This is a genomic window from Streptomyces sp. NPDC002853 (assembly GCF_053591915.1).
Map to the genome: position 1 here is coordinate 62,075 of NZ_JBSFUS010000021.1, position 24,269 is coordinate 86,343.

At 71.2% G+C, this 24,269-nt stretch carries 17 protein-coding genes and 1 riboswitch; of the genes, 11 read left to right on the top strand and 6 right to left on the bottom strand.

All coding sequences use genetic code 11. From position 1 onward, the window contains the following. Positions 1–145 precede the first annotated feature (145 nt). Together ACWD02_RS40265 and ACWD02_RS40270 are read left to right on the top strand one after the other, a co-directional pair. Positions 146–1,435, top strand: a complete 1,290-nt coding sequence (locus ACWD02_RS40265) for a PspC domain-containing protein (RefSeq protein ID WP_451221107.1) — start codon at positions 146–148, stop codon at positions 1,433–1,435. Beyond that, positions 1,432–2,223, top strand: coding sequence for a LuxR C-terminal-related transcriptional regulator (locus ACWD02_RS40270; RefSeq protein ID WP_451221110.1), 792 nt, complete (start codon positions 1,432–1,434; stop codon positions 2,221–2,223). Before ACWD02_RS40265 ends, ACWD02_RS40270 begins: the two co-directional genes overlap by 4 nt. A 72-nt stretch (positions 2,224–2,295) precedes the next feature. Here ACWD02_RS40270 and ACWD02_RS40275 read toward each other — a convergent pair whose 3' ends face one another. Then, a complete protein-coding gene (locus tag ACWD02_RS40275) occupies positions 2,296–3,339 on the bottom strand; it encodes an NlpC/P60 family protein (RefSeq protein ID WP_451221113.1) in 1,044 nt (347 codons plus the stop codon). 320 nt (positions 3,340–3,659) lie between these two features. On the opposite strand from ACWD02_RS40275, the gene ACWD02_RS40280 reads away from it, so the two are divergent. Next, on the top strand, positions 3,660–4,013 hold the full coding sequence (locus tag ACWD02_RS40280; protein WP_363208776.1) for a hypothetical protein: 354 nt from the start codon (positions 3,660–3,662) through the stop codon (positions 4,011–4,013). 92 nt (positions 4,014–4,105) lie between these two features. Here the strand turns inward: ACWD02_RS40280 and ACWD02_RS40285 are convergent, their stop codons facing one another. Then, entirely contained in the window at positions 4,106–5,308 is a 1,203-nt protein-coding gene (locus tag ACWD02_RS40285; RefSeq protein WP_451221115.1) for an NlpC/P60 family protein, read from the bottom strand. Between the two features lie 8 nt (positions 5,309–5,316). Further along, a riboswitch (cyclic di-AMP (ydaO/yuaA leader) is annotated at positions 5,317–5,473 on the bottom strand. Positions 5,474–5,731: 258 nt separating this feature from the next. On the opposite strand from ACWD02_RS40285, the gene pcrA reads away from it, so the two are divergent. Then, positions 5,732–8,269 (top strand): DNA helicase PcrA, encoded by a 2,538-nt coding sequence (gene pcrA / locus ACWD02_RS40290; RefSeq protein ID WP_451221118.1) that lies wholly within the window; start codon positions 5,732–5,734, stop codon positions 8,267–8,269. A 19-nt stretch (positions 8,270–8,288) separates the two neighbouring features. Here pcrA and ACWD02_RS40295 read toward each other — a convergent pair whose 3' ends face one another. Both ACWD02_RS40295 and ACWD02_RS40300 read right to left on the bottom strand, forming a co-directional pair. Beyond that, the gene (locus ACWD02_RS40295; RefSeq protein WP_451221121.1) at positions 8,289–9,932 is read right to left on the bottom strand and encodes a peptidoglycan DD-metalloendopeptidase family protein; all 1,644 of its coding nucleotides are present in this window, start codon (positions 9,930–9,932) and stop codon (positions 8,289–8,291) included. Between the two features lie 207 nt (positions 9,933–10,139). Continuing rightward, positions 10,140–10,994 carry a lipase family alpha/beta hydrolase gene (locus tag ACWD02_RS40300; RefSeq protein ID WP_451221124.1) on the bottom strand — a complete coding sequence of 285 codons (855 nt, stop codon included), beginning with the start codon at positions 10,992–10,994 and terminating at the stop codon, positions 10,140–10,142. 404 nt (positions 10,995–11,398) lie between these two features. Between ACWD02_RS40300 and ACWD02_RS40305 the strand changes: the two genes are divergently transcribed. Continuing rightward, positions 11,399–11,815, top strand: a complete 417-nt coding sequence (locus tag ACWD02_RS40305) for a cobalamin B12-binding domain-containing protein (RefSeq protein WP_451221127.1) — start codon at positions 11,399–11,401, stop codon at positions 11,813–11,815. Between the two features lie 80 nt (positions 11,816–11,895). Here the strand turns inward: ACWD02_RS40305 and ACWD02_RS40310 are convergent, their stop codons facing one another. Together ACWD02_RS40310 and ACWD02_RS40315 are read right to left on the bottom strand one after the other, a co-directional pair. Next, positions 11,896–13,593: a DUF5691 domain-containing protein gene (locus tag ACWD02_RS40310; RefSeq protein WP_451221130.1), complete on the bottom strand. Its 1,698-nt coding sequence runs from the start codon at positions 13,591–13,593 to the stop codon at positions 11,896–11,898. 269 nt (positions 13,594–13,862) lie between these two features. Next, positions 13,863–15,245 (bottom strand): SWIM zinc finger family protein, encoded by a 1,383-nt coding sequence (locus ACWD02_RS40315; protein WP_451221133.1) that lies wholly within the window; start codon positions 15,243–15,245, stop codon positions 13,863–13,865. Positions 15,246–15,399: 154 nt separating this feature from the next. Between ACWD02_RS40315 and ACWD02_RS40320 the strand changes: the two genes are divergently transcribed. The 6 genes from ACWD02_RS40320 (at position 15,400) to sucC (ending at position 24,253) form a co-directional block, all read left to right on the top strand. Continuing rightward, complete coding sequence (locus ACWD02_RS40320; RefSeq protein ID WP_451221136.1) at positions 15,400–16,578, top strand: ATP-binding protein; 1,179 nt, start codon at positions 15,400–15,402, stop codon at positions 16,576–16,578. A 75-nt stretch (positions 16,579–16,653) separates the two neighbouring features. After that, positions 16,654–19,119: a DUF5682 family protein gene (locus tag ACWD02_RS40325; protein WP_451221139.1), complete on the top strand. Its 2,466-nt coding sequence runs from the start codon at positions 16,654–16,656 to the stop codon at positions 19,117–19,119. A 140-nt stretch (positions 19,120–19,259) separates the two neighbouring features. Beyond that, a complete protein-coding gene (locus tag ACWD02_RS40330; RefSeq protein WP_451221142.1) occupies positions 19,260–20,408 on the top strand; it encodes a vWA domain-containing protein in 1,149 nt (382 codons plus the stop codon). A 526-nt stretch (positions 20,409–20,934) separates the two neighbouring features. Further along, positions 20,935–21,612: a hypothetical protein gene (locus tag ACWD02_RS40335; protein WP_451221145.1), complete on the top strand. Its 678-nt coding sequence runs from the start codon at positions 20,935–20,937 to the stop codon at positions 21,610–21,612. A 120-nt stretch (positions 21,613–21,732) separates the two neighbouring features. Continuing rightward, positions 21,733–22,686, top strand: coding sequence for a hypothetical protein (locus ACWD02_RS40340; protein WP_451221148.1), 954 nt, complete (start codon positions 21,733–21,735; stop codon positions 22,684–22,686). 388 nt (positions 22,687–23,074) lie between these two features. After that, the gene (sucC, locus tag ACWD02_RS40345) at positions 23,075–24,253 is read left to right on the top strand and encodes an ADP-forming succinate--CoA ligase subunit beta (RefSeq protein ID WP_451221151.1); all 1,179 of its coding nucleotides are present in this window, start codon (positions 23,075–23,077) and stop codon (positions 24,251–24,253) included. The last annotated feature ends 16 nt before the right edge of the window (positions 24,254–24,269 follow it).

Below are 24,269 nucleotides of genomic sequence, written 5' to 3' on the forward strand. Positions count from 1 at the left end.
GGGACAACCCTGGCCGAACCCTGAGATCGCCCCTGACACACCCCTGCCCTGACCTCCGCGGCCTGACGTCCGGGGCGGAGATCAGGGACGTCTCGGGGGTCGACCCTGATGCCCGTGCCCGCGTACGCGTGTGAATATCGGAGACATGCCGGAAGCCGCAGCAGTATCCATCGAAGACGAGCGGCCGCTGCGAAAGCTCTATCGCAGCGGTGACGGCCGTTGGCTCGGCGGTGTCGCGCGCGGCCTCGCCGGTCATCTCGGTCTTCCCGTCGTCTGGGTGCGGCTGATCTTCGTCGGCCTGTTCATGGCGGACGGGCTCGGCGGCTTGTTGTACGCGGCGTTCTGGTTCTTCGTGCCGCTGGGCGTCGGCGGGGTCGACGCGATGCGCCCGCCCTCGGCCGTCACCACCGAGACGGCGCCCGACGGACGCCGCAGACTCGTGGCCCGCAAGCCTGACAAGGGCCAGCTCGTCGCGCTGCTCGCGATGGTCATCGTCGCCATGGTCTTCGTCGGGAACGTGGACCTGGGCAGTTCGACCAAGGCCTATCTCTGGCCGACCCTGCTCGTCGCCGCCGGCGTCGCGCTGGTCTGGCGGCAGGCCGACAACGCCCGCCGGGCCCGCTGGATGGCCGTCGGCCGCCGCAGGCGCACCCTGACCATCGCCCGCGCGGCGGCCGGAGTGCTGCTGGTCGGCGCCGGCGTCTCCGGCATCGTCGTGCTGCAGGGCTCCACCTCGCACCTCAGCTCCGTGCTGCAGGCGGCGCTCGCCGTCCTGGTCGGCGTCGCGTTGCTCGCCGGCCCCTATCTCGTGCGCATGATGCAGGACCTCTCCGAGGAGCGGCTGATGCGTATCCGAGCCCAGGAGCGGGCGGAGGTCGCCGCCCATGTGCACGACTCGGTCCTGCACACCCTGACCTTGATCCAGCGCAACGCCGAGAACGCCTCCGAGGTGCGCCGCCTGGCCCGTGCCCAGGAGCGCGACCTGCGGCAATGGCTCTACAAGCCCGAGGGCACGGGCAAGGACGAGGCGGACGAGCCCGACACCCTCGCCGAAGCGGTCCGGCGCGACGCCGCCGAGGTGGAGGACAAGCACGGCGTCCCCATCGAGGTCGTCATAGTCGGCGACTGCCCGCTGGACGACCGCCTCACGGCGCAGACCCAGGCCGCGCGGGAAGCAATGGTGAACGCCGCCAAGTACGGTGGCGAGGGCGGTGCGGTGCAGGTCTTCGCCGAAGTCGAGGGGGAGACGGTGTTCGTGTCCGTCCGGGACCGTGGCCCCGGCTTCGATCTGGATTCCGTGCCGGACGACCGCATGGGCGTACGAGAATCGATCATCGGCCGTATGCAGCGCAACGGCGGCACGGCGCGGCTGCGCGCGGTGCCGGGGGGCGGCACGGAAGTCGAGCTGGAGATGGAGAGGACGGCGACGACATGAGCGACGCGAGCGAGCCCGTGGAGCCCAGGGGCGGAACGGAGGGCGCGGCCGAGTCGGCTCAGCCCGCGGAAGCGACGGACCCCGCGGCCGAAGCGGCCGGTGCCGCCGCGGGCGGTGCCCCGGAGGGCCGCCGCGCGCGCGTCGTCCTCGTCGACGACCACCGGATGTTCCGCACGGGCGTCCAGGCGGAGATCGGCAGGACCGCGATCACCGGGGTCGAGGTGGTCGGAGAGGCCGCGGACGTCGACCAGGCGGTCACGGTGATCACGACGGCGCGACCCGAGGTCGTGCTCCTGGACGTGCACCTTCCGGGCGGCGGTGGCGTCGAAGTGCTGCGCCGCTGCGCCCCGTTGATGTCCGACGCGGAGAGCCCCGTGCGGTTCCTCGCGCTCTCCGTCTCGGATGCCGCCGAGGACGTCATCGGAGTCATCCGTGGCGGTGCCCGCGGTTACGTCACCAAGACGATCACCGGTACCGACCTGGTCGACTCCATCTTCCGGGTGCAGGACGGCGACGCGGTGTTCTCGCCGCGCCTGGCCGGGTTCGTCCTCGACGCCTTCGCGTCGACCGACGCGCCGCCGGTCGACGAGGACCTGGACCGCCTGACGCAGCGCGAGCGGGAGGTGCTGCGGCTCATCGCGCGCGGGTACGCGTACAAGGAGATCGCCAAGCAGCTGTTCATCTCCGTCAAGACGGTCGAGTCCCATGTCTCGGCGGTGCTGCGCAAGCTCCAGCTGTCCAACCGGCACGAGCTGACGCGGTGGGCGACGGCGCGGCGGCTGGTCTGACCCACGGGCCGGCTCCGGCCCGACGGCCCGGCCTCGGGTCGCACACGGTCCCTCGGGGTGCCCCGGGGCCCCTCACGCCACTCGCGTCGCCCCCGCGAACGGCATCTGGCTGATCGGTGCGAGGCGGACCGGCGCGCTCGGGTTCGGGGCGTGAATCATCTGGCCGTTGCCCACATAGAGGCCCACATGGCTGATGCCCTGGTAGAAGAAGACCAGGTCACCCGGCTGGAGTTGGGAGCGCGGGACCCGCTCGCCCGCGGCGATCTGCGCGTACGTCGTGCGCGGCAGACCCACGCCCGCCGACCGGTACGCGGCCTGGGTGAGCCCCGAGCAGTCGAATGCGTCGGGCCCGGTGGCTCCCCACACGTAAGGGCTGCCGAGGGCCTTGTAGGCGTACGAGACGGCCGCCGAGGCGCGGGAGTTGGGTGCCTTGCCCCGGGCGTCCGGGAGGCCGTCACGGCCCGCGTCACGGGACGCCCTGCCCTCGCCCGCGAGCTCCGCGCGCTGATCGCCGGTGAGCTGTGACAGGAGCCGCTTGGCCGCACCGAGCTTTCCGGTGACCGTCTTCTTGTGCTTCTTCAGCTCCGCCTGACGGGACTTGAGGTGCGTGAGGGTGTCGTCGGCCTCGGTGCGCAGTTGGTCGATCTCCCGGAGCTGCTTCTGCACGCCGGTGACGGCCGCCGCCTGGCGGCTGTCCGCGCGGTCGGCGATCGCGGCGCGCTCGAGGTACTCGTCCGGGTCGGAGGAGAGCGCGAGCTGGACGGCGGGGTCGATGCCGCCGCTGCGGTACTGCGCGGCGGCGATCGAACCGAGTCCTTCGCGTGCCGAGTTGAGCTTGTCCGTCTTGCGGGCCGCCTCGTCACGCAGCTCGCCCAGGGACTTCTCGGCGCCCTCGGCCTTCTCCTTGGCTCCGTTGTACTTCTCGGTGGCGATCTCGGCCTCGCGGTAGAGCGCGTCGACCTTGGACTTCACCTCGGCCGGGCTGAGCCGTGGGTCCGCGTGCCCGGTGCCGTCGAAGGCGGTGGCCGTGGCGGCTCCCGCGAGGGCGATGGTGGCGGCGGTACGGGCCGTATGGCCACTGAGCGAGCGCTGTTTCGGCTTGCGGTGCGCTGCCACGAAGGGGGGCTCCTTTGGGTTCCGGCGACGGCCCGCACAGGGGGAGCGGGCCGCCGCCGGATTCTCGGCGGTGGTGGCCGACTGCCGCCCCGGGTCCGGGCGGCGGTGGGGAGCCGGTCACCTGACGAAGGACGCTAAACCTGACCGTCACGGGTTGGTGACGGATTGTGCGCAACTGCCGCAAGTGTGCTGTTCGGTGACCGCAAGTGACTGCGTGATCTGCCGGACCGGAGCCCTTCGGAGGCGCGCGTGACCGATGCGGCGTTCGGGGCCCACCTGGCTACGGAGTGGTGATAAGGCCCCGGCTAGGCTCCGGAGCCATGGACGTTCTCACCCATCTCTTCGTCGGCCTGCACATCATCGGCATCGCCTCCCTCCTGGGCGGCTTCCTCACCCAGATGAAGCAGATGGGCCAGGGCACGGCCCGCTTCAACCCCGCGATGCTGCACGGCGCGCTCACGATGCTCGTCACGGGCGTGATCCTGGTGGGCCTCAACCAGGCGGACGACAACCCCGTCAACAACGTCAAGATCGGCATCAAGATGGCCGTCCTGATCGTGATCCTCGCGCTGGTCTACGTGAAGCGGGACGACGAGAAGGTGGACAAGGGGATGTTCGGCGCCGTCGGCCTGCTGACCGTCGCGAACATCTTCATCGCCGTGCTGTGGACCTGAGCCCGCAGATCCGACCGGCCCACCACGCGCGCATGGCCCGCATCCCCCCGGGAATGCGGGCCACGCGCGCGTAGGGGCTCCTCCGCCGGTGATCAGGCGGGGCGCACCACACTGTGGATCGGCATGTAGTAGATCGATTCCACGCGGACGTTCGTGCCCGGCTTCGGGGCGTGGATCATCTTGCCGTCGCCGATGTAGATCCCGACGTGGCTGATGTCGTCGTAGAAGAAGACCAGGTCGCCGGGCTTGGCGTCGGCCGTCTTCACGGTCGTGCCGACCTTCACCTGGTCCCACGTCGTACGCGGCAGGGAGATCCCCGCGGCCTTCCACGCGTCCTGGGTGAGCCCGGAGCAGTCGTAGGAGTCGGGGCCGGTCGCGCCCCACACATACGGCTTGCCGATCTGCGCCTCGGCGAAGTTGATCACCTTCGCGGCCTTCGTCGCGTAGCCACTGTCCGTGTCGCCGGAGCCGGTGCCGGAGCCTGTGCCGGAACCCGAGCCCGAGCCCGTGCCCGAATCCGGGGTCTCCTTCTCCTTCTCGCGCTCCTTGGCCGCGGCCTCTTCCGCGGCCTTGCGCTTGGCCTCCGCCTCGGCCTCCTGCTTGCGCGCCAGCTCGGCAGCCTTGCGCTTGGCCGCTTCTTCCTTCTTCTTCTCGATCGCCGCGAGCCGCGCCTTCTCCTCGGCGGTCAGCTCCGAGAGCATCGTGCGCGCTGCGCCCAGCTTCTTCTGGACGGTCTGCTTGCTCGTCCGCAGATCGTCCCGCGAGTCGCTCAGCGTCTCCAGGCTCTTGGCGGCCTTCGTGCGTTGCTTCGTCGCCGAGGCCTGCTGCGTCTGGTAGTCGTCGACCGCCTTCTTCTGGCGCGCGGTCAGCCGGTCCGACAGGTGGTTCTGGTCGAAGAACCCCTGCGGGTCGTCGGCGAGCATCATCGTGGCGGTCTCGGAGGCGCCGCCGGTGCGGTACTGGGCCGCGGCGAACGTGCCCAGCCGCTGCCGCGCCTCGTTCAGCTTGTCGGTGCGCTTGGCCACATCGTCGAGAAGGGTGTCGACCTTCTTGCGCTGCTTGTCGGTGCGCTCCTTGACCGAGTTGTACTTCTGGGTGGCCACGCCCGCCTGGTGGTAGAGGTCGTCGACCTTCTTCTGCACCTCTTCGAGGCTGGGCTTCTGGGGCGCTGACGGTGCCGCTTGCGCGCTCTGTGACAGGAGAGCCACGGAGGTGAGGGCTGCCGTCGTGATGCCGAGGGCCGGAGCGGTGCGTAGGCCGGCGATGCGGGCCCGCGGCTTGCGGTGCGACGCCAAGGGAGGCGACTCCTTCCGTAGACCGCCTACCGGGTTAGCTGTCGGGTTCGGGCGGGTGGTTCCGGAAGGTTGCCCTACGGTCCCGTACTGCGTACGGGATCGATTCACCCCAAGTTCTTGGTGGGTCCCCGGCTCCGAGGAGATCGAACTCGGCGGAGGCCACCCGTTCCCGGCGGGGTTCGCCGGTGGGAGTACGAGCAGCCCGCGGAGCACGGTAGCCAACTCGTGTGGTCCGTGTGAAGGTTGATGTTCGATATGCCCGATACGTTTTCGTTACTTTACGAAGCTCTTGACGCGGACACGCAGGGTCGTCGCGGAACGTGACGGTCCGCGGGCGGGGTGTATGCGGGCCGGGCGTGTGCGGGTGGACCTGGCCGGAACCCGGGGCGGGTTGTCAGTGGGGCCGCCTAGACTCGGGAGGCGATGAGCAGCCTCTTTGATGACAGCTTCCTGGCGGACCTCAAGCCCTCACGGGCTTCCGATGAGGAGCCCCCGCCGCCGCCCGAGGACAGTGCCCCGGAATCCGTTCCGGATGATCTGTTCGACGGGAAGTTCGACGCGCCCACGCCCCGGGACGCGCACTACCGCGGCGGCGCCCCGCGCCCCGTGATCGACCCGGCGGCCCTGCTCGACGGCCTGAACGAGAACCAGCGCGCGGCCGTCGTGCACGCGGACTCCCCGCTGCTCATCGTCGCGGGCGCGGGCTCCGGCAAGACCCGGGTCCTCACGCACCGCATCGCGTATCTCCTGGCCGAGCGCCACGTGCACCCGGGGCAGATCCTGGCGATCACGTTCACGAACAAGGCCGCGGGCGAGATGAAGGAGCGCGTCGAGCAGCTCGTCGGGCCGCGGGCCAACGCGATGTGGGTGTCGACGTTCCACAGTGCGTGCGTCCGCATCCTGCGCCGCGAGTCCAAGAAGCTCGGCTTCACCTCCTCCTTCTCGATCTACGACGCCGCCGACTCCAAGCGGCTGATGGCGCTGGTCTGCCGTGACCTGGACATCGACCCGAAGAAGTTCCCGCCGAAGTCCTTCAGCGCCAAGATCTCGAACCTGAAGAACGAGCTGATCGACGAGGAGACCTTCGCAGGACAGGCCGCCGACGGCTTCGAGAAGACGCTCGCCCAGGCGTACGCGATGTACCAGTCGCGGCTGCGCGAGGCGAACGCCCTCGACTTCGACGACCTGATCATGACGACGGTCCACATGTTCCGCGCGTTCCCGGACGTCGCCGAGCACTACCGCCGCCGCTTCCGCCACGTGATGGTCGACGAGTACCAGGACACCAACCACGCGCAGTACGCCCTGGTGCGCGAGCTGGTGGGCCCCTCCGGAGGCGAGGGCGACGACCCGGCCGAGCTGTGTGTCGTGGGTGACGCGGACCAGTCGATCTACGCCTTCCGCGGCGCGACGATCCGCAACATCCTCCAGTTCGAGGAGGATTACCCCGACGCCACCACGATCCTCCTGGAGCAGAACTACCGCTCCACGCAGACGATCCTGACCGCGGCCAACGCCGTCATCGAGCGCAACGAAAGCCGCCGCCCCAAGAACCTGTGGACCAACGCGGGCGCGGGCGCGGGCATCACCGGCTATGTCGCCGACACCGAGCACGACGAGGCGCAGTTCGTCGCCGACGAGATCGACCGGCTCACCGACGCGGGCGACGCGAAGGCGGGCGACGTCGCGATCTTCTACCGGACGAACGCGCAGTCGCGTGTCTTCGAAGAGATCTTCATCCGCGTCGGCCTGCCCTACAAGGTCGTCGGCGGCGTCCGCTTCTACGAGCGCAAGGAGGTCCGGGACGTCCTCGCGTATCTGCGGGTGCTCGCCAACCCGGAGGACTCCGTCCCGCTGCGGCGCATTCTGAACGTGCCCAAGAGGGGCATCGGTGACCGCGCGGAGGCGATGATCGACGCCCTCTCGCAGCGCGAGAAGATCTCCTTCCCGCAGGCCCTGAAGCGCGTCGACGAGGCGTACGGAATGGCGGCCCGCTCGGCGAACGCCGTCAAGCGTTTCAACGTGCTGATGGAGGAGCTGCGGACCATCGTCGAGTCCGGCGCGGGGCCCGCCGTCGTCCTGGAGGCCGTGCTCGAACGGACCGGGTACCTCGCCGAGCTGCAGGCATCGACCGACCCGCAGGACGAGACGCGCATCGAGAACCTCCAGGAACTCGCCGCCGTGGCCCTGGAGTTCGAGCAGGACGCAGGTGCGGCCGCCTCCGAAGGCGAGGGCGAGGGCGAAGGTGAGACCGAGGGTGAGGCCGAGGACGTAGCCGAAGGCGCGGACGCGGGCGCAGGTGTGTCGGGCACGCTCTCGGAGTTCCTGGAAAGGGTCGCGCTCGTCGCTGACTCAGACCAGATTCCGGACGAGGAGGACGACGGCTCCGGAGTCATCACGCTGATGACGCTGCACACCGCCAAGGGCCTCGAGTTCCCGGTCGTCTTCCTGACCGGCATGGAGGACGGCGTCTTCCCGCACATGCGCTCCCTCGGCCAGGTCAAGGAGCTGGAGGAGGAGCGCCGCCTCGCGTACGTGGGCATCACGCGCGCGCGTGAGCGGCTCTACCTGACGCGGTCCTCGATGCGCAGCGCCTGGGGACAGCCCTCGTACAACCCGCCCTCACGCTTCCTGGAGGAAATCCCGGAGGCGCACCTGGACTGGAAGCGGAAGGGTTCCGTCGGCGCGCCGGCGACCTCCGGGCCCGCAGCCGGGATCGCCTCCTCCTTGTCGTCGTCCCGCTCGCGGACCGGGGGCGCGCAGGGCTTCGCCACGCGCCGCGCATCGGAGAAGCCGGTGGTCGCGCTCGCGGTCGGGGACAGGGTCACGCACGACCAGTTCGGCCTCGGGACCGTGGTCGGGGTGAAGGGGACGGGCGCGAACGCCGAGGCGACGGTGGACTTCGGAGAGCCGAAGCCGAAGCGGCTCCTCCTGCGGTACGCACCGGTGGAGAAGCTCTAGGGCCGCGGGGCGGCCGGAGTTACGTCGGGTCGAGGCCGTGGCTGCGCAGCCACGGCAGCGGGTCGATGGCCGAGCCGCCCGCGGGGCGCACCTCGAAGTGCAGGTGCGGGCCCGTGGAGTTGCCGGAGTTCCCGGAGAAGGCGATGGGGTCGCCCGCCTTGACGGGGCCGCTGGAGATCTTGTGCGTGGAGAGGTGGCAGTACCACGTCTCCGTACCGTCCTTGGCGGTCACGATCGCCATGTTGCCGTAGGCGCTGTTCCACTTCGTGGAGACCGTGCCGTCGGTGGCGGCGAGCACCTCGGTGCCGTACGACACCGGGAAGTCGATTCCGGAGTGCGCGGACATCCAGTTGACGCCTGCCTGGCCGTAGTACGCGCTCAGACCGTGCTGTTTCACCGGCAGCGAGAACTTCGGGCGCAGGCGCTCCTTGCGCGCGGCGTCCTCGGCGGCCTTCTTCTCGGCGGCGGCCTTCTCCGCCTTGAGGTCGATGCGCTCCTGGGTGCGGCTCGCGCGGTCGGCGAAGTCACCGGCGTCCGCCGAGAGGTTCGCCAACTGCGTGTCGAGCTTGTTGTTGGCGGCGGAGGGCTGCACCGACGCGGGGTCCGGGGCCGTTGCCGCCTGCGTCTCCTTGCCGTCGTCACCGCCGAAGTCGCCCACGGACGCGGCGGCGATACCCGCGACGCCCATCACACAGGCGGAGGGCACGGCGACGGTGAAGAGCGCGGAGCGCTTGGCGGGGGAGCGGCGGCGGGCCCGGGAACGGGAGCCGTGCGAACGGTCCATGAGCGGAGGTTCGTCGTCACCCGCGGAAGCCCTGCGGGTCGGCTCGACCGGGCCGAGTGAATCGGCGGGAGCCTCGTCGGGCGTGAACTCGTGCTCTGCGGGAACTGGTTGGGCGTAGGCATCGGGGGAAGGAGGACCGGAGTCGTACGAGGCGGTGGCGTAGGACCCGGTGTCGTAAGGCGAATGCTCGTACGGTTCGGGGGCCTCGTACGTGTCGGGCGCTCCGGGCGTGTCCTGGGCCTCGTACGTGCCGTGTGCCTCGTGCGCCTCATGTGTCTCCGGGGTGCCGTACGCCTCGTGCGTCGCGGTGGTCCCGTACGTCATGTCCTGGCCGGCGGAGTTCCACGCGGTCGCGTCATAAGCGCCGGTGTCGAAGGCCTGGGTCTCCCACTGGCCGGTCTGCTGCGGCTGGTCCCAGGTGCCCGCGTCCCACTGGCCCGTGGCGTCGGGACCCGATTGCTGCGCCGGGATCTCGGCGGAGAGGTGCTGATGGCCGCCGGTCGACCACAGGGCGCCGGTGTCGTAACTACCGGTGTCGTAGGCGCCGGTGTCATACCCACTGGTGTCGTACGCGGCCTGGTGCTGCGCGGCGTACGGGTCGTGGTTCAGCGTCTGTTGGGTACCCGTGGTGGACCACTGGCCGGTGTCGTACGAAGTGCCGGGCATGTCGCCGAAGAGCGGGTCGGACGCAAAGCTTCCGGTGTCGTGACCGGCCGTCGCATAGCTGCCCGTGGTGTCGAGGCTTCCGGTGGAGTAGCCGTCGTAACCGGTGTAGGCGCCGTGCTGGATGCTCTGCGGGTCATACGCCGCGTAGGGCGCATGGTCGGCGGGTGCCGAGGCCGGGGGTGTCGAGCTCCCCGACGGGTGACGGTCGTTCACCAACTTCTCTTTCGCCTCGGCAGCAGGGGGCAGAGCAGTGCGGCGACTGTACCCGGCGGTATGCGGGCGCGACAATCTTCGGCAGGTTTCGTGCTTTCAGGAAACGGGCATTCGGCCGTCTTTCGGCGGACGGCGGGCACAGCTTTGGCCCTGCGTTCGAGCTCCGTTCGACAAATTTTCCTGGCCGCGGGGTGCGCGAGCTGGTCCTCAGGCCACGGTGAGTCCGTTCTCGGCACCCTTCGCGGGGGTCCCCGGAGCAGCCAGATCGAGGGCCTGGCGGATTCCGGAAGCGACCGCGGGGTGCACGGGCAGGGCGAGATGACCGATACCGGAGACACGTACGTTCTGGGCGATCAGGTCGGGGTGGTTGACGCAGGCCGTCTCGAGCGGGGCCATCAGCTGGTCCAGATCGCTCCAGAAGCTCACGAAACGGGTCCGGCAGCCCGGTGCGGGCTCCCGCAGCTCCTCGATCACATCCGATCCGGGGCGCATCTGGCGCACGATCGGGTGCGCGTCGGCGAGCGGCACGACCCGGGTTCCCTCGTGCGGGGTACCGAGGGTGACCAGCGTGCGAACGCGCTCGTCGCCGCCCAGGCGCTGCGCGTAATAGCGGGCTATCAGGCCGCCGAGGCTGTGCCCGACGATGTCGACCTGGTGGTGGCCCGTGCGCTCGCAGATCTCCTCTATATGGCGGCCGAGCAGCTCGGCCGCCGTGCGGATGTCGCAGGTGAGGGGGGAGTAGTTGAGGGATTCCACGTGTTGGCCGCCGTGCTGGGCCAGGGAGCGGCGCAGGAGGACGAAGACCGAGCGGTTGTCGATGAAGCCGTGCAGGAGGACGACCGGCGGCCGGCTCTCCGCGGGGAGCCGGGGGGCGTCGGGAGGCGGCAGTTCGGCGGCGATCCTGCGTTCCTGCGCGATGCCCGAGGGGTAGAGGAGGAGGTGGCCGGCGAGGATCGCCACCTCCAGCGCGGTCGCCTTCAGCAGGGCGATGGAGAGCCCCGCCAGTCTTGCGGGCAGCAGAGAGCAGGGCGGGCGAAAGGGCAAGACCCTCGTGATGGTCATGGTCGACCTCCCGGTCGGCACGCCGGGGGACGGCTCTGACCCCCGTGTGCCCGTAGCGGGGAGGCGTGGCCGAGGTCGTGCGGCGGTGCGTGGTCAGCGCCGACGGCGCGCCCTGTACCGGCGCGATCGCCGATGCGCCGCATCACCACGGCGCGCGGCGGACGGCGCGGTGGCACGGCGACCTCGTTGCGGCTCCCCTTGCGCCGTCCCGCGGGCGGTCCCAAGGCCGCTGGACACGGGAGTGGCGCGCAGCGAACGTGTCCCTTCGTGTGATTTCCCCCTCGCTCTCCACCGTGAAACTGCCGGGTGCGAGATGCTGGAGATAACGTTCGTTCACTTCCCCGGCCGGTGCGGCACGGGATGCCAGTGCTTGGACAGATGGATATCGGTACATGGAGGCAGTGATGGGTGTGGCAGCCGGTCCGATCCGCGTGGTGGTGGCCAAACCGGGTCTCGACGGTCACGATCGCGGAGCCAAGGTGATCGCGAGGGCACTGCGTGACGCGGGTATGGAGGTCATCTACACCGGCCTGCATCAGACGCCCGAGCAGGTGGTGGACACCGCGATCCAGGAGGACGCCGACGCGATCGGTCTGTCCATCCTCTCCGGCGCCCACAACACGCTCTTCGCGCGCGTGATCGAGCTTCTCAGGGAGCGCGACGCGGAGGACATCAAGGTGTTCGGCGGCGGCATCATCCCCGAGGCGGACATCGCGCCGCTCAAGGAGAAGGGCGTCGCGGAGATCTTCACTCCCGGGGCCACGACGGCTTCGATCGTGGACTGGGTCCGGGCGAACGTCCGTCAGCCGGCGGGCGCCTGACGGCCGCCGGGCCGTGGTGGGGCCGCCCGGCCGCCTGGGCCTCGCGATCGGTCCGTCGCCCGGCCTCTCGATGGGGGTGCCTAAGATGACGGCACCCCCGGATCTTCCGGCGCCGCGCCCGGTTTCACCGGCTCTGTGCCCGGCCCGACCGGCTCCGCGCCCAGTTCCGCCCGCATCGCCGCGCGTAGACGCAACGTACTGACAAGCCGCTGGAAAGCCTCCGACCAGTAGCCGCCGGCGCCGGGCGACGCGTCCTCCGGCTCGTCCGGTATCGCCGTCAGTACGTCGAGCCGGACCGCCTCCGCCGGGTCGAGGCAGCGCTCCGCAAGACCCATCACCCCGCTGAAACTCCAGGGATAGCTCCCGGCGTCGCGTGCGATGTTCAGCGCGTCCACCACCGCCCGGCCCAGCGCCTCCGACCAGGGCAGTGCGCACACGCCGAGCAGCTGGAACGCCTCCGAGAGGCCGTGCGTCGCGATGAACCCGGCCACCCAGTCGGCCCGCTCCCCGGCCGGCAGCGCGGCGAGGAGCTTCGCGCGCTCGGCGAGCGAAGCCGCACCGGGCCCCGCCGCGTCGGGGGACGAGGGGGCCCCGAGCAGTGCCCGGGACCAGACCGCGTCGCGCTGCCGCACGGCCGCGCGGCACCACGCGGCGTGCAGCTCGCTCTGCCAGTCGTCGGCCACGGGAAGCGCCACGATCTCGGCGGGCGTACGGCCGCCGAGCCGTTCCTGCCAGGTGCCGAGCGGGGCCGCCTCCACCAACTGACCCAGCCACCACGACCGTTCGCCCCGGCCGACGGGCGGCTTCGGGATGACACCGTCGCGCTCCATGCCCGCGTCGCACTCGTGCGGCGACTCGACGGTGAGCGTCGGCATGTGCTTCGTGCCCTGCGCATGGTCTATGGCCACGCAGGACGCCGCCCGGTCCGCCATCCGCGCGGCGAGAGCCGACGAGGGGAGGGCGGAGAGGAGCTCGGCCGCGGTGGCGCGGACGTTGCGGCTCCGGTCGGTGAGGGCCTGTTCCAGGAACGGCTCATCCGCGGTGTGCAGATGGGTGCGCAGGGAGTCGAGGAACATCAGGCGATCCTCCGCACGCTCCGTGCTCCAGGTGGAGGCGAGCAGGTCCCGTGCGGCGGCCGGGTGGTGCGCCCGCACGGCGCCGAGCAGGGCGACGCGCTCGGCGAACAGACCCTCCTCCCAGAGCTGTTGGACCTGCGCTGTGTCCTCGGGGGCGGGCAGTGCCACACCGCCGCCCGGAGTCGAGCGGAGCGCGAACTTCCAGTCCGGGTTGAGCCGTGCGAGCCACAGGGCCCGCGGGCCCGCGAAGGCGAGGGCCTGCGGTCGGAGGTCGGTGCGCCCGCGGGCCGCGTTCAGCAGGGCGGGAAGCAGCTCGGGGGGCGCCGCGAAGCCGCGATCGTTGGCCAACGCCAGCCACTGGGGCAGCAGTTCCATCAGGTCGGGCACCGCGCCCCGGCGCCCGCCGCCGCCCGCCCCGGGGTGATCGGTGAGCAGAGTGGCGAGCCTGCGCCGCGCCGACGGCGGCACCAGGGGCCGCGGGTCCTGAGCGGCAGGCTCGGGAGGTGTGGCCGCGGGCGCGGGGGACAGCCCGGCTCTGCGCCGCACGGTCTGCACCGCGGCCGCGTCGAGCAGGGCGGTCGGTGCGTCCTTGTCCTGGGTGCGTACGGGGGGCGTGCGGCGGTCGGTGCCGAGGAGCGCGGCGGTGACCAGGTCCTCCCAGGGGGTGGCGGTCGCTTCGGTGAGTGCGGTGGTGCCGGTCATGTGGACTCCTCACCCGGGCGGGACTCTCGGGCCTTCTCGATCTTCGGATCTCTACGGGCTCTCAGGGCTCTGCGTGCTTCAGGGCTCTGCGTGCTTCAGGGCTCTACGGGCTTCTGGTCTCTGCGTGCTTGAGGTCTGTACGAGCCTCAAGGCTCTACGGGCTTGCTGGTCTCTCACGTCCTTCGTGTCTTTTGCTTCCCTCGGGCCTTCGTCCGGCGGTGCTGACTTGGATGGGATCTGCCGGGCCCCTCCGGTCTGCCGCAGAGCGGTCAGCACAGGGCGACTGCCTCTCCCGCTCCGCGCGGCCAGGCAGTCAGAGGGGTGAAGCCCTCGTGACCACACTCGCCGAAGACCGTCACCGGAGCGCCTCCGGAAAGTGCCACCAGCCGCCACAGGCCCGCTCGGGATGCCGCGGAAGGGGTGATGGGCAGCGCCATGTCACCTTCCGCATCCACCAGTTGCCAGCTGTCGGACGCGGGCCCCGGGTGAGGGGTCGGTATGACGTCGCTCAACGTCACCGGCCAGGAATCCAGCCAGGGGTCGTCCCGCAGCATTTCCCCATAGCGTCGCGCGGCCTGTTCCGTTTGCACGCCCGGCGGCCGGACGGCAGTGGGAGCGGGGGCACCGAACTGCTCGCCCAGGTCGGCCCGCAACTGCCCGGCGCCCGGATACGAGACCAGCTCGGCGTCCAGCGCGAGGCCCACCGGCAGCGCGAGAGCCGGTGCGCGACCGGCGGCTCCGTACGAAAGGAGCAGGGCCGTCCGCCCGGACTCCGCGCCGTACAGCCATATCCGGCGGGTGGTGAGCTTGCTGTCCGCCGTGTCGTACTGCGCGAGCACCAGCCAGTGGTCCCGCGCCGGCGGGCCCTGCGCCGGTGTGGGCAGGCCGATGCGGGAACGGACCGTGGCCGCCAGGGCCTCCGGCAGTCGCTCGCGGTGCAGCCAGCCCTGGTCGAGGAGGTGCAGGAGCGCGCACTCCTCCAGCATCCGCACCGGCCAGCCGGGGCCCGAGGACGGAATGGCGCCCAACTCCCGCACGCGCGAAGCCAGTCCGGGCGCCTGGGCGTCCACCATGCGGGCGGCCGTCTCCTCCCACAGGCCGTACCCCGCCTGCTCGGCGGTGGCTATGCCGCCCCGCAGCAGATCGGAGAGCCGCTGCTCCAGCTCCGTCACGCCCGCCGTGACCCGCTCGGCCCGTCGCTCCGCCCTGCGGCGTGCGCCCTCGGGATCGGCGACCGGCGGGCCCTGCCCGGTGTCTGGAGCCTGTTTCGTCTCCGCTCTCTTACGGCGCCCCGTCAGCCACTCCTCGGCCCAGTCCGGCGCCTGCGTGTCCGGCACCGCACCGACCGCTCCGTCCTCGCCCGACCAGAGCAGCAGCAGCCCGAGCGCGTGTTTGCACGGGAACTTGCGGCTCGGACAACTGCACTTGTACGCCGGGCCCGCGGCGCCGGTGATGTCCGCGATGTCGACGACCGTCTGATACGGCTTGCTGCCACTGCCCTTGCACAGTCCCCACACCGCCCCCTCGCCTGAACTGCCCGCCTCCGACCATGGGCCGGCGACGCCGAGTTTGCTTCCCGCCGTGCGTGACGGGGCGTCAGGCGCCAGTGCCAGCACCTGATCCGCCGTCCAGCGCACCCCCTGCTGAGTCATGTCATCGAAGGTAGATCCCGCCACTGACAATCGACCTCGCGTTGGGTGTCCGTGCAGGTCAGCGGCGTGCGAGAGGTGATTGTCAGTGGCGTGGTGCACGGTGGAACCACATCCGGGCCAGATGCGCCCGGACGAGTTGGAGGGGGATCGCTCCATGACCGTGTCCGTCGACTCGACGACCTCGTCGACCGAGAACCAGCCCGCGTCCACGACCACCGCGTCCGCTGTAAATACGGCCGCGCCCGCGGGGGACGCTCAGGCGCTGCGGCCGCACGCCGAGCAGGCCTTCGCCGCCGAACTCACCGCGCTCGCCGCGCAGGACGACCGCCCGAGGCCCGCTCGCTGGCGGCTCTCGCCATGGGCGGTCGCGACGTATCTGCTCGGCGGCACGCTGCCCGACGGGACGGTGATCTCGCCGAAGTACGTGGGGCCGCGCCGCATCGTCGAGGTCGCCGTCACCACCCTCGCCACGGACCGCGCCCTGCTCCTGCTCGGCGTGCCCGGCACCGCGAAGACATGGGTGTCCGAGCATCTGGCGGCCGCCGTCAGCGGGGACTCGACGCTGCTCGTGCAGGGCACGGCCGGCACGCCGGAGGAGGCGATCCGGTACGGCTGGAACTACGCGCAGCTGCTCGCGCACGGCCCCAGCCGCGACGCGCTCGTGCCGAGCCCCGTCATGCGGGCCATGTCCGACGGCATGACGGCGCGGGTCGAGGAGCTGACCCGCATCCCCGCGGACGTACAGGACACGCTGATCACGATTCTGTCGGAGAAGACCCTTCCCATACCGGAGTTGGGCCAGGAGGTGCAGGCCGTACGCGGCTTCAACCTCATCGCCACGGCCAACAACCGCGACCGCGGGGTCAACGACCTGTCGAGCGCGCTGCGCCGCCGCTTCAACACGGTGGTCCTTCCGCTGCCCGAGACCGCCGAGGCCGAGGTCGACATCGTCTCGCGGCGCGTCGACCAGATCGGTCGCTCGCTCGACCTGCCGTCCGGGCCCGAGGGGATCGACGAGATACGCCGTGTCGTCACCGTCTTCCGTGAGCTGCGGGACGGGGTGACGGCTGACGGGCGCACGAAGGTGAAGTCGCCGAGCGGCACGCTCTCGACGGCCGAGGCGATCTCCGTGGTGACCAACGGCCTTGCTCTGGCCGCTCACTTCGGGGACGGCGTGCTGCGGCCGGGGGATGTCGCGGCGGGCATCCTCGGTGCGGTCGTCCGTGACCCGGCGGCGGACCGGGTGATCTGGCAGGAGTACCTGGAGGCGGTGGTCCGTGAGCGTGACGGATGGAAGGACTTCTACCGCGCGTGCCGCGAGGTGAGCGCGTGACGAACGGGGGCGTGGGTGTGGCTGTGGCCGTGGGTGTGACGGTGGCTGGTTCGCGGGTGACGGGGAGGAGCGGGCATGAGCGGCGAGGTGCGGGGGACGACGACACGGGTTGGCGAGGGGCCTTTGCTGCTGGGAGTGAGGCATCACGGGCCGGGTTCGGCGCGTGCGGTGCGGGCCGCGCTTGAGGCGGGCGCGCCGCGTGTGGTGCTGATCGAGGGGCCGCCGGAAGCCGACGCGCTGGTGGCCCTCGCGACGGACGAGGGGATGCGGCCGCCGGTCGCGCTGCTCGCGCATGTGGTGGACGAGCCGGGCCGCTCGGCGTTCTGGCCGCTGGCGGAGTTCTCGCCGGAGTGGGTCGCGATCAAGTGGGCCGCGGGGGCCGGGGTCCCGGTCCGGTTCATGGATCTACCCGCGGCGCATTCGCTGGCGCGATCCGAGGGGACGGAGGGAGCCCAGGACGACGCGGAGGGGGCGCCGGGCGAACCCGGGTCGACGGAGGACACGGAGGTCGACGCGGTGCGGATCGATCCGCTGGCGGTGCTCGCCGAGACCGCCGGGTACGACGATCCGGAGCGGTGGTGGGAAGACGTCGTCGAGCACCGGGCCGGGGGCGGGGACGCGTTCGCGCCGTTCGACGCGCTGGGCGAGGCCATGGGGGCGCTGCGCGAGGAGTACGGGACGGGCGGGCACGACCGAGACCTGGTGCGCGAGGCGTACATGCGCCTTCAAGTGCGTGCAGCGCAACGGGAGTTCGGGGCGGACGAGGTCGCGGTCGTGTGCGGGGCCTGGCATGTGCCCGCACTGCGGCAGAAGGTGGCGGTCGCGGCCGACCGGGCGCTGCTCAAGGGGTTGCCGAAGGTCAAGGTCGACATGACCTGGGTGCCCTGGACACACCGCCGCCTCTCCCGGGCCAGCGGTTATGGCGCGGGGATCGCGTCACCGGGTTGGTACGGGCATCTGTTCGGAGCGCCCGACCGCCCCGTCGAGCGCTGGCTGACCAAGGTCGCGCGCCTCCTCCGGGACGAGGACAGGATGGTGTCGTCCGCGCATGTCATCGAGGCGGTGCGGCTCGCGGACACGCTCGCCGTGATGCGGGGCCGCCCGTTGCCGGGTCTCACCGAGACGACGGACGCGATCCGTGCGGTGATGTGCGAGGGGTCGGACGTGCCGCTCTCCCTCGTGCACGACAAGCTCGTGGTCGGCGATGTTCTGGGGGAGGTGCCGGACTCCGCGCCGGCGGTGCCGTTGCAGCGGGATCTCACGCGGCTCCAGCGAAAGCTCCGGCTCAAGCCCGAAGCCCTGGAACGGGAGTTGGAGCTCGACCTGCGCAAGGACACGGACGCGGCACGCAGCAGGTTGCTGCATCGTCTGCGGCTGCTCGGCATCGGCTGGGGCGAGCCCGTGCGGTCGCGGGGGAGTACGGGGACGTTCCGGGAGACGTGGCGGCTGCGGTGGGAGCCGGAGCTTTCCGTGCGGGTGGCGGAGGCGGGGGTCTGGGGGACGACCGTGATGGCGGCGGCCACCGCGCGTGCGGAGTCCGACGCCGTCGGGGCCAGGGCGCTGTCCGATGTCACCGCGCTGGCCGAGCGGTGCCTGCTGGCCGAGTTGCCGGACGCACTGCCCGTGGTGATGCGGGTCCTCGCGGACCGGGCGGCGCTGGACGCGGATGTCGGCCACCTGGCGCAGGCGCTGCCCGCGTTGGTGCGGTCGCTTCGGTACGGGGATGTCCGGGGCACGGACACCGTCGCCCTCGGTGAGGTGGCTGTGGGCCTTGCCGAGCGGGTGTTCGTCGGGCTGCCTCCCGCGTGTGCGGGGCTCGACGAGGACGCGGCGCTCGAGATGCGGGGGCACGTGGACGCCGTTCACCAGGCGGTGGGCTTGCTGGGGGAGTTGGGCGAAGGCAGGGCGGGGGAGGGGGAGCCGGGGCCGCTGTCGTCACCTGGAGCCGGTATGCGAGGGCGGTGGTACTCCGTCCTGAGGGTGCTGGGGGAGCGGGACAGCGTCGCCGGGGTGGTCCGTGGGCGGTGTGTGCGGATCCTCACGGACAGCGGGGAGTTGGCGGAGGACGAGACCGCCCGGTTCATGGGGCTCGCCCTGTCACGGGGCACCGAACCTGCCGAAGCCGCGGCCTGGATCGAGGGCTTCGTGGGGGGTGGCTCGGGGGGCGGCATGCTGCTCGTGCACGACGAGCGGCTGCTCGGGCTGGTCGACGACTGGCTGACAGGGGTCCCCGACCGCGCCTTCACCGACGTACTCCCACTGCTCCGGCGCACTTTCTCGGCGTACGAACCGGGAGTGCGGCGGACGCTGGGCGAACTGGTGCGGCGCGGCCCGGCCGCGGGCAGCGGCGCGACCGTCGCCGGCGGGATACCCGGCTTCGGGACGGAACTCGATGCGGAGCGGGCGGATGCGGTTCTGCCGGTGCTGCGTCTGTTGCTGGGGATCGGGGCCGGGATCGGGGCCGGGGCCGAAGGCGGGCCTGAGGACGGACCGGGGGCAGGGGCCAATGACGGAATCGATCTTGTGGGGGTGGCCCGATGACGTACGACGTCGCTCAAGGCAGGCCAGGGGGCGCTGAGGCAATGGCGGCCGGGAGTGCGGCCGGGAGTGCGGCCGGGGGTGTGGAAGGTGCGGCGGCCCAGGGGGCCGCTCGGGGTGGACAGGCTGCGGCAGGGGAGCGGATGCGGCGGTGGCGGCTTGTGCTGGGCGGGGGCGAGGGCGAGGGGACCGGGTGTGAGCTCGCCGGGCGGGACGCGGCGATGGACGGCGCGCTCGGGGCGTTGTACGGGGGAGAGGGAAGGGACGGAGGGAAGAAGGAGCGGTCGCGGGACCGTTCGGCGGGGCTCGGGGCGTCCGCGCCGTCCGTGTCGCGCTGGCTCGGGGACATCCGGAAGTACTTCCCCGCGTCCGTCGTCCAGGTGATGCAGCGCGACGCCATCGAGCGGCTCGGCCTGTCGACGCTGCTCCTGGAGCCCGAGATGCTGGAAGCCGTAGAAGCCGACGTACACCTGGTGGGGACCCTGCTCTCCCTCAACAAGGCCATGCCGGAGACCACCAAGGAGACCGCGCGGGCCGTCGTGCGCAAGGTGGTCGAGGACCTGGAGAAACGGCTCGCCACGCGTACCCGCGCCACCCTCACCGGCGCGCTCGACCGCAGTGCCCGGGTCAGCAGGCCGCGCCACCACGACATCGACTGGAACCGCACGATCGCGGCCAACCTCAAGAACTACCTGCCGGAGTACAAGACGATCGTGCCCGAGCGCCTCATCGGGTACGGGCGGGCAGCGCAGTCCGTGAAGAAGGAGGTCATCCTCTGCATCGACCAGTCCGGCTCGATGGCCGCGTCCGTCGTCTACGCCTCGGTGTTCGGTGCCGTGCTCGGGTCGATGCGGTCGCTCAACACACGGCTCGTCGTCTTCGACACGAACGTCGTCGATCTGACCGACCAGCTCGACGATCCGGTGGACGTCCTGTTCGGCACGCAGCTGGGAGGCGGTACGGACATCAACCGGGCGCTCGCGTACTGCCAGTCGCAGATCACCCGGCCCGCGGACACCATCGTCGTCCTCATCAGCGACCTCTACGAAGGGGGCATACGCAACGAGATGCTGAAGCGGGTCGCGGCGATGAAGGCGTCCGGCGTGCAGTTCGTGACGCTGCTCGCGCTCTCCGACGAGGGGACACCCGCGTACGACCGTGAGCACGCGGCGGCGCTCTCGGCGCTGGACGCACCGGCCTTCGCCTGCACGCCCGACCTTTTCCCGGAGGTGATGGCAGCGGCGATCGAGAAACGCCCTCTGCCCATACCGGACATGAATACGCATCGGTAACGGGGGACTTGCGCGAGGGCGGGCAGCCCGTGCGAGGATCGGCGGGCTTCACTCCCGGAGCGGGCGTCGTGCGTGTCGTGCATGTCGTGTGTCCGGCCCCGCCCGGCTCAGCATCCGGGACCCCGGCCCAGCATCCGGGAACTCCCCCGGCCCAGCAGAGGAACCCCTCGTCTTGACTCCCGCAGCAGTCGTTCTGCCCGATGCCGCTGTGCGCACGACGCGCGCCGTGGCCGGGCGGCGTGCGCTGCAAGTGGTGCTGTTGCTGGCCGGGTTGCTCGCACTGGGATTTCTTTGCGGCGAGCGCGCGCAAGCGGCGGACGGTGTGCCGGCTCCGGAACGCGTGGGGTCGGCGCGGTCGGCGGAACCAAGCCTGTCTGCCGAACTCAGCCTGTCTGCGGAACCCAGCCTGTCTGCGGAACCAAGCGGCTCGGCGGAACCGGCGCGGTCTGTGCGACCGGCGCGGGAGCGGGTGGCCGAGGCCGCGCGGGACGGGCGCGACGCCGTGCGTCGCGCTGCGGTCGAGCCCGTGGTGGAGTCTGGAGCCGCCCAGTCCGTGGCCGATGCCGCCGAGCCCGTGGCGCGGACCGCGCGAGGTGTTGTGCGGCCGGTTGTGGACGGGGTCACCGGAGTTGCCGAGGGCGCGCCGCAGCGGGTCCTCCCCGAAGCCCCCGATTTCTCCGGCGTTCCCGGCATGCCCGGCGTTCCCGGATCACCCGGCGTTCCCGGCCTGCCTGAGCTGCCGCAGCCTGGCCCTGGCCCTGGCCCCGGTGCGGGAGACGGCGAAGGCACCGGCGCGGATGACGACGCCGAGCCCCAAGCCGGGCAGGGCGAGGCGGCTTCCGGGACACGCGAGGCGCGGGACAAGTCCCCGTACGGCACAGGCGCGCACGCGCACGCCCGCGCCCTCGCTCTCACCTTCGCCGGAACCGGCGAGGCGTACCCGCCCGGTCAGCAGGTGAGTGACGCCGACGCGGGTGGCGCGAACCGAACCGGGCAGGAGCCGCTCCCGTCCGTGCCCGGCGACCCGGCGCGGACGTTGGGCGGGCAGTCGGCCGGTGACGGCGGTTCGACGCGGCACGGTGATCCGTGTGCCGCCTCGTCCGACAGCCGCGCGCCGGTGCGGCTTCTGCGGGGCGTCGAGGCCGCTCAGGTTTCCGCGCCGGTCCGCGAACGGCACCGGGACATTCCCGAATTCCCTGGCTAGGGCAGCCCTTTCCCCGCGAAGACCTGCCGCGCGGGGGTGGCAAAGGTCTGCCCGCCGACCGGACGCATGTACGTGTCCAGGTCGGATTCACAGCCAGAATCCGAAGGATCTGAAGCACGCATGAACAAGAACATTCGTCGTTCCATCGTCATAGCCGCCGGTGTCACGGGCGCCTGGGCGCTCGGTTCCGCCGTGGCCAGCGCGGACGAGCTGCCGCAGCACTCCGTCGCCCTGCCGGACAACGCGTCCGACGCGGTCGCCGACGTCACGGGAGACGTCGCTGACGTCACCGACGCCGCCGGTGTCGCCGACGTACGGGGCAAGGCGAAGGCCACCGTCACCGAAGCGAAGTCCACCGTCACCGAAGCGAAGACCGCCGCCCCCGAGGTCACCGCCCCCAAGGCCCCCGAGCAGGTCAAGACCCCCGAGGTCAGCACCCCCGACGTCAGCACCCAGGACGTCCGCACCCCCGAGGACTCCGTCGACTACCTCTTCGGGCCGCTCTCCGCCTTCGCCCCGGACCTCGACGACACCAGGGCGACCGCCGGCCCCATCGTCGACGAGACCGCCACGGCCGTGCTGCCGCCGGTCGCCGCCACCGCGGTCGACGGTGTCGTGCCGGTCGCCGGGCAGGCGGTCGGCGACGCCGGTTACCTGGCGCAGGGCGTGGTCGGCGACGTCCAGCCGTTCGCCGGTGGGGTCGTCGGCGAGGTCCCGCCGTTCGCGCAGGGGGTCGTCGGCGACGACGTGCGGCCCTTCGCGGACGGAGTTGTCGGCTCGGTCTCGCCGCTCGTGCAGACCGTCGCCGACCAGGTGCGGCCGGTCGTGCAGGGCGTCGGCGGCAGCGCGGGCGAGCTCGCGTACGGCGTCACGGGTGACGTCCGGCCGTTCGCCGGTGGGGTCGTCGGCGAGGTCTCGCCGTTCGCGCAGGACCTGACGGGCACCGTCGCCCCCGACGCGCGAACTCTCGCCGGGAACGCCGTCTCGGGCGTCCAGGGCGTGGCCGGCTCGGTCACCCCGGACTACCTGCCGACGTACGAGCAGGCGTACAACGCCACGACGTACGCCGTCTGACGCTTCCACCGTCCGACGCGTACGCCGTCTGACGCTTCCACCGTCCGACGCGTCCGCCGTCTGCCGCGTCCGCCGTCTGACACCTGAAAAACAAAGCTGTATCAGCCGTAACAGCAGCAAACGGGCGGCCCCTGTCACCACGGGGGCCGCCCGCTCCGTCCCCGGGCCCGTGATCTGTGACAGTCATCACCGCCCAAATGTGATCTGCGATTTAGGGACCTACGGCCCACGGCGATAACCTGCGAGACGGACATGCCGCGTTTCGGACTCCGTCCTACGCCTCCCTTGTGACAGCGCAGTCACGTTGCCCTCCGCGGCACGCCCACGCAGACAGCTGACCACAAAGCAGCGAGATCGCAGCGAGATCACGGAAAAGGGACGGACGCGCGTGGACCTGTTCGAGTACCAGGCGAGGGACCTCTTCGCCAAGCACGGTGTACCGGTGCTGGCCGGTGAAGTCATCGACACGCCTGAGGCGGCGCGCGAGGCCACCGAGAAGCTGGGCGGCAAGTCGGTCGTCAAGGCACAGGTGAAGGTCGGTGGCCGCGGCAAGGCCGGCGGCGTGAAGCTGGCCGACAACCCCGACGAGGCCGTCGCTCGCGCGACGGACATCCTCGGGATGGACATCAAGGGCCACACGGTCCACAAGGTGATGATCGCCGAGCTGTCCCCGGAGATCGAGGCGGAGTACTACGTCTCGTACCTCCTCGACCGCACCAACCGCACCTTCCTCGCCATGGCGTCGGTGCAGGGCGGCATGGACATCGAGGAGGTCGCGGAGAAGACCCCCGAGGCGCTCGCGAAGGTCCCGGTCAACGCCGTCGAGGGCGTGAACATCGAGAAGGCCCGCGAGATCGTGGCCCAGGCGAAGTTCCCGGCCGAGGTGGCCGAGGGTGTCGCCGAGGCGATGGTGACCCTGTGGGACACCTTCGTCGCCGAGGACGCGCTCCTCGTCGAGGTCAACCCGCTGGTCAAGACCAAGGACGGCCGCATCCTGGCCCTGGACGGCAAGGTCTCGCTCGACGAGAACGCCGACTTCCGCCAGGCCGACCACGAGGCGCTCGAGGACAAGGACGCAGCCAACCCGCTCGAGGCTGCCGCCAAGGCCAAGAACCTCAACTACGTGAAGCTCGACGGCGAGGTCGGCATCATCGGCAACGGCGCGGGCCTGGTCATGTCGACCCTGGACGTCGTCGCGTACGCCGGTGAGAACCACGGCGGCGTGAAGCCGGCCAACTTCCTCGACATCGGTGGCGGCGCCTCCGCCGAGGTCATGGCGAACGGCCTGGAGATCATCCTGGGCGACTCGGACGTCAAGTCCGTCTTCGTCAACGTCTTCGGTGGCATCACCGCGTGCGACGAGGTCGCCAACGGCATCGTGCAGGCTCTGGAGCTGCTCGCCTCGAAGGGCGAGAAGGTCGAGAAGCCGCTGGTCGTGCGCCTCGACGGCAACAACGCGGAGCTGGGTCGCAAGATCCTGAGCGACGCCAACCACCCGCTCGTGCAGCGCGTGGACACCATGGACGGCGCGGCCGACAAGGCCGCCGAGCTCGCGGCTGCGAAGTAAGGGAAGAGGTTAAGAC

Bases quoted from the DNA above. Each gene is read 5' to 3' on its own strand.
- ACWD02_RS40265 (WP_451221107.1), top strand. From the start codon at position 146: ATGCCGGAAGCCGCAGCAGTATCCATCGAAGACGAGCGGCCGCTGCGA.
- ACWD02_RS40270 (WP_451221110.1), top strand. From the start codon at position 1,432: ATGAGCGACGCGAGCGAGCCCGTGGAGCCCAGGGGCGGAACGGAGGGC.
- ACWD02_RS40280 (WP_363208776.1), top strand. From the start codon at position 3,660: ATGGACGTTCTCACCCATCTCTTCGTCGGCCTGCACATCATCGGCATC.
- pcrA (WP_451221118.1), top strand. From the start codon at position 5,732: ATGAGCAGCCTCTTTGATGACAGCTTCCTGGCGGACCTCAAGCCCTCA.
- ACWD02_RS40300 (WP_451221124.1), bottom strand. From the start codon at position 10,994: ATGACCATCACGAGGGTCTTGCCCTTTCGCCCGCCCTGCTCTCTGCTG.
- ACWD02_RS40305 (WP_451221127.1), top strand. From the start codon at position 11,399: ATGGGTGTGGCAGCCGGTCCGATCCGCGTGGTGGTGGCCAAACCGGGT.
- ACWD02_RS40310 (WP_451221130.1), bottom strand. From the start codon at position 13,593: ATGACCGGCACCACCGCACTCACCGAAGCGACCGCCACCCCCTGGGAG.
- ACWD02_RS40315 (WP_451221133.1), bottom strand. From the start codon at position 15,245: ATGACTCAGCAGGGGGTGCGCTGGACGGCGGATCAGGTGCTGGCACTG.
- ACWD02_RS40320 (WP_451221136.1), top strand. From the start codon at position 15,400: ATGACCGTGTCCGTCGACTCGACGACCTCGTCGACCGAGAACCAGCCC.
- ACWD02_RS40325 (WP_451221139.1), top strand. From the start codon at position 16,654: ATGAGCGGCGAGGTGCGGGGGACGACGACACGGGTTGGCGAGGGGCCT.
- ACWD02_RS40330 (WP_451221142.1), top strand. From the start codon at position 19,260: ATGCGGCGGTGGCGGCTTGTGCTGGGCGGGGGCGAGGGCGAGGGGACC.
- ACWD02_RS40340 (WP_451221148.1), top strand. From the start codon at position 21,733: ATGAACAAGAACATTCGTCGTTCCATCGTCATAGCCGCCGGTGTCACG.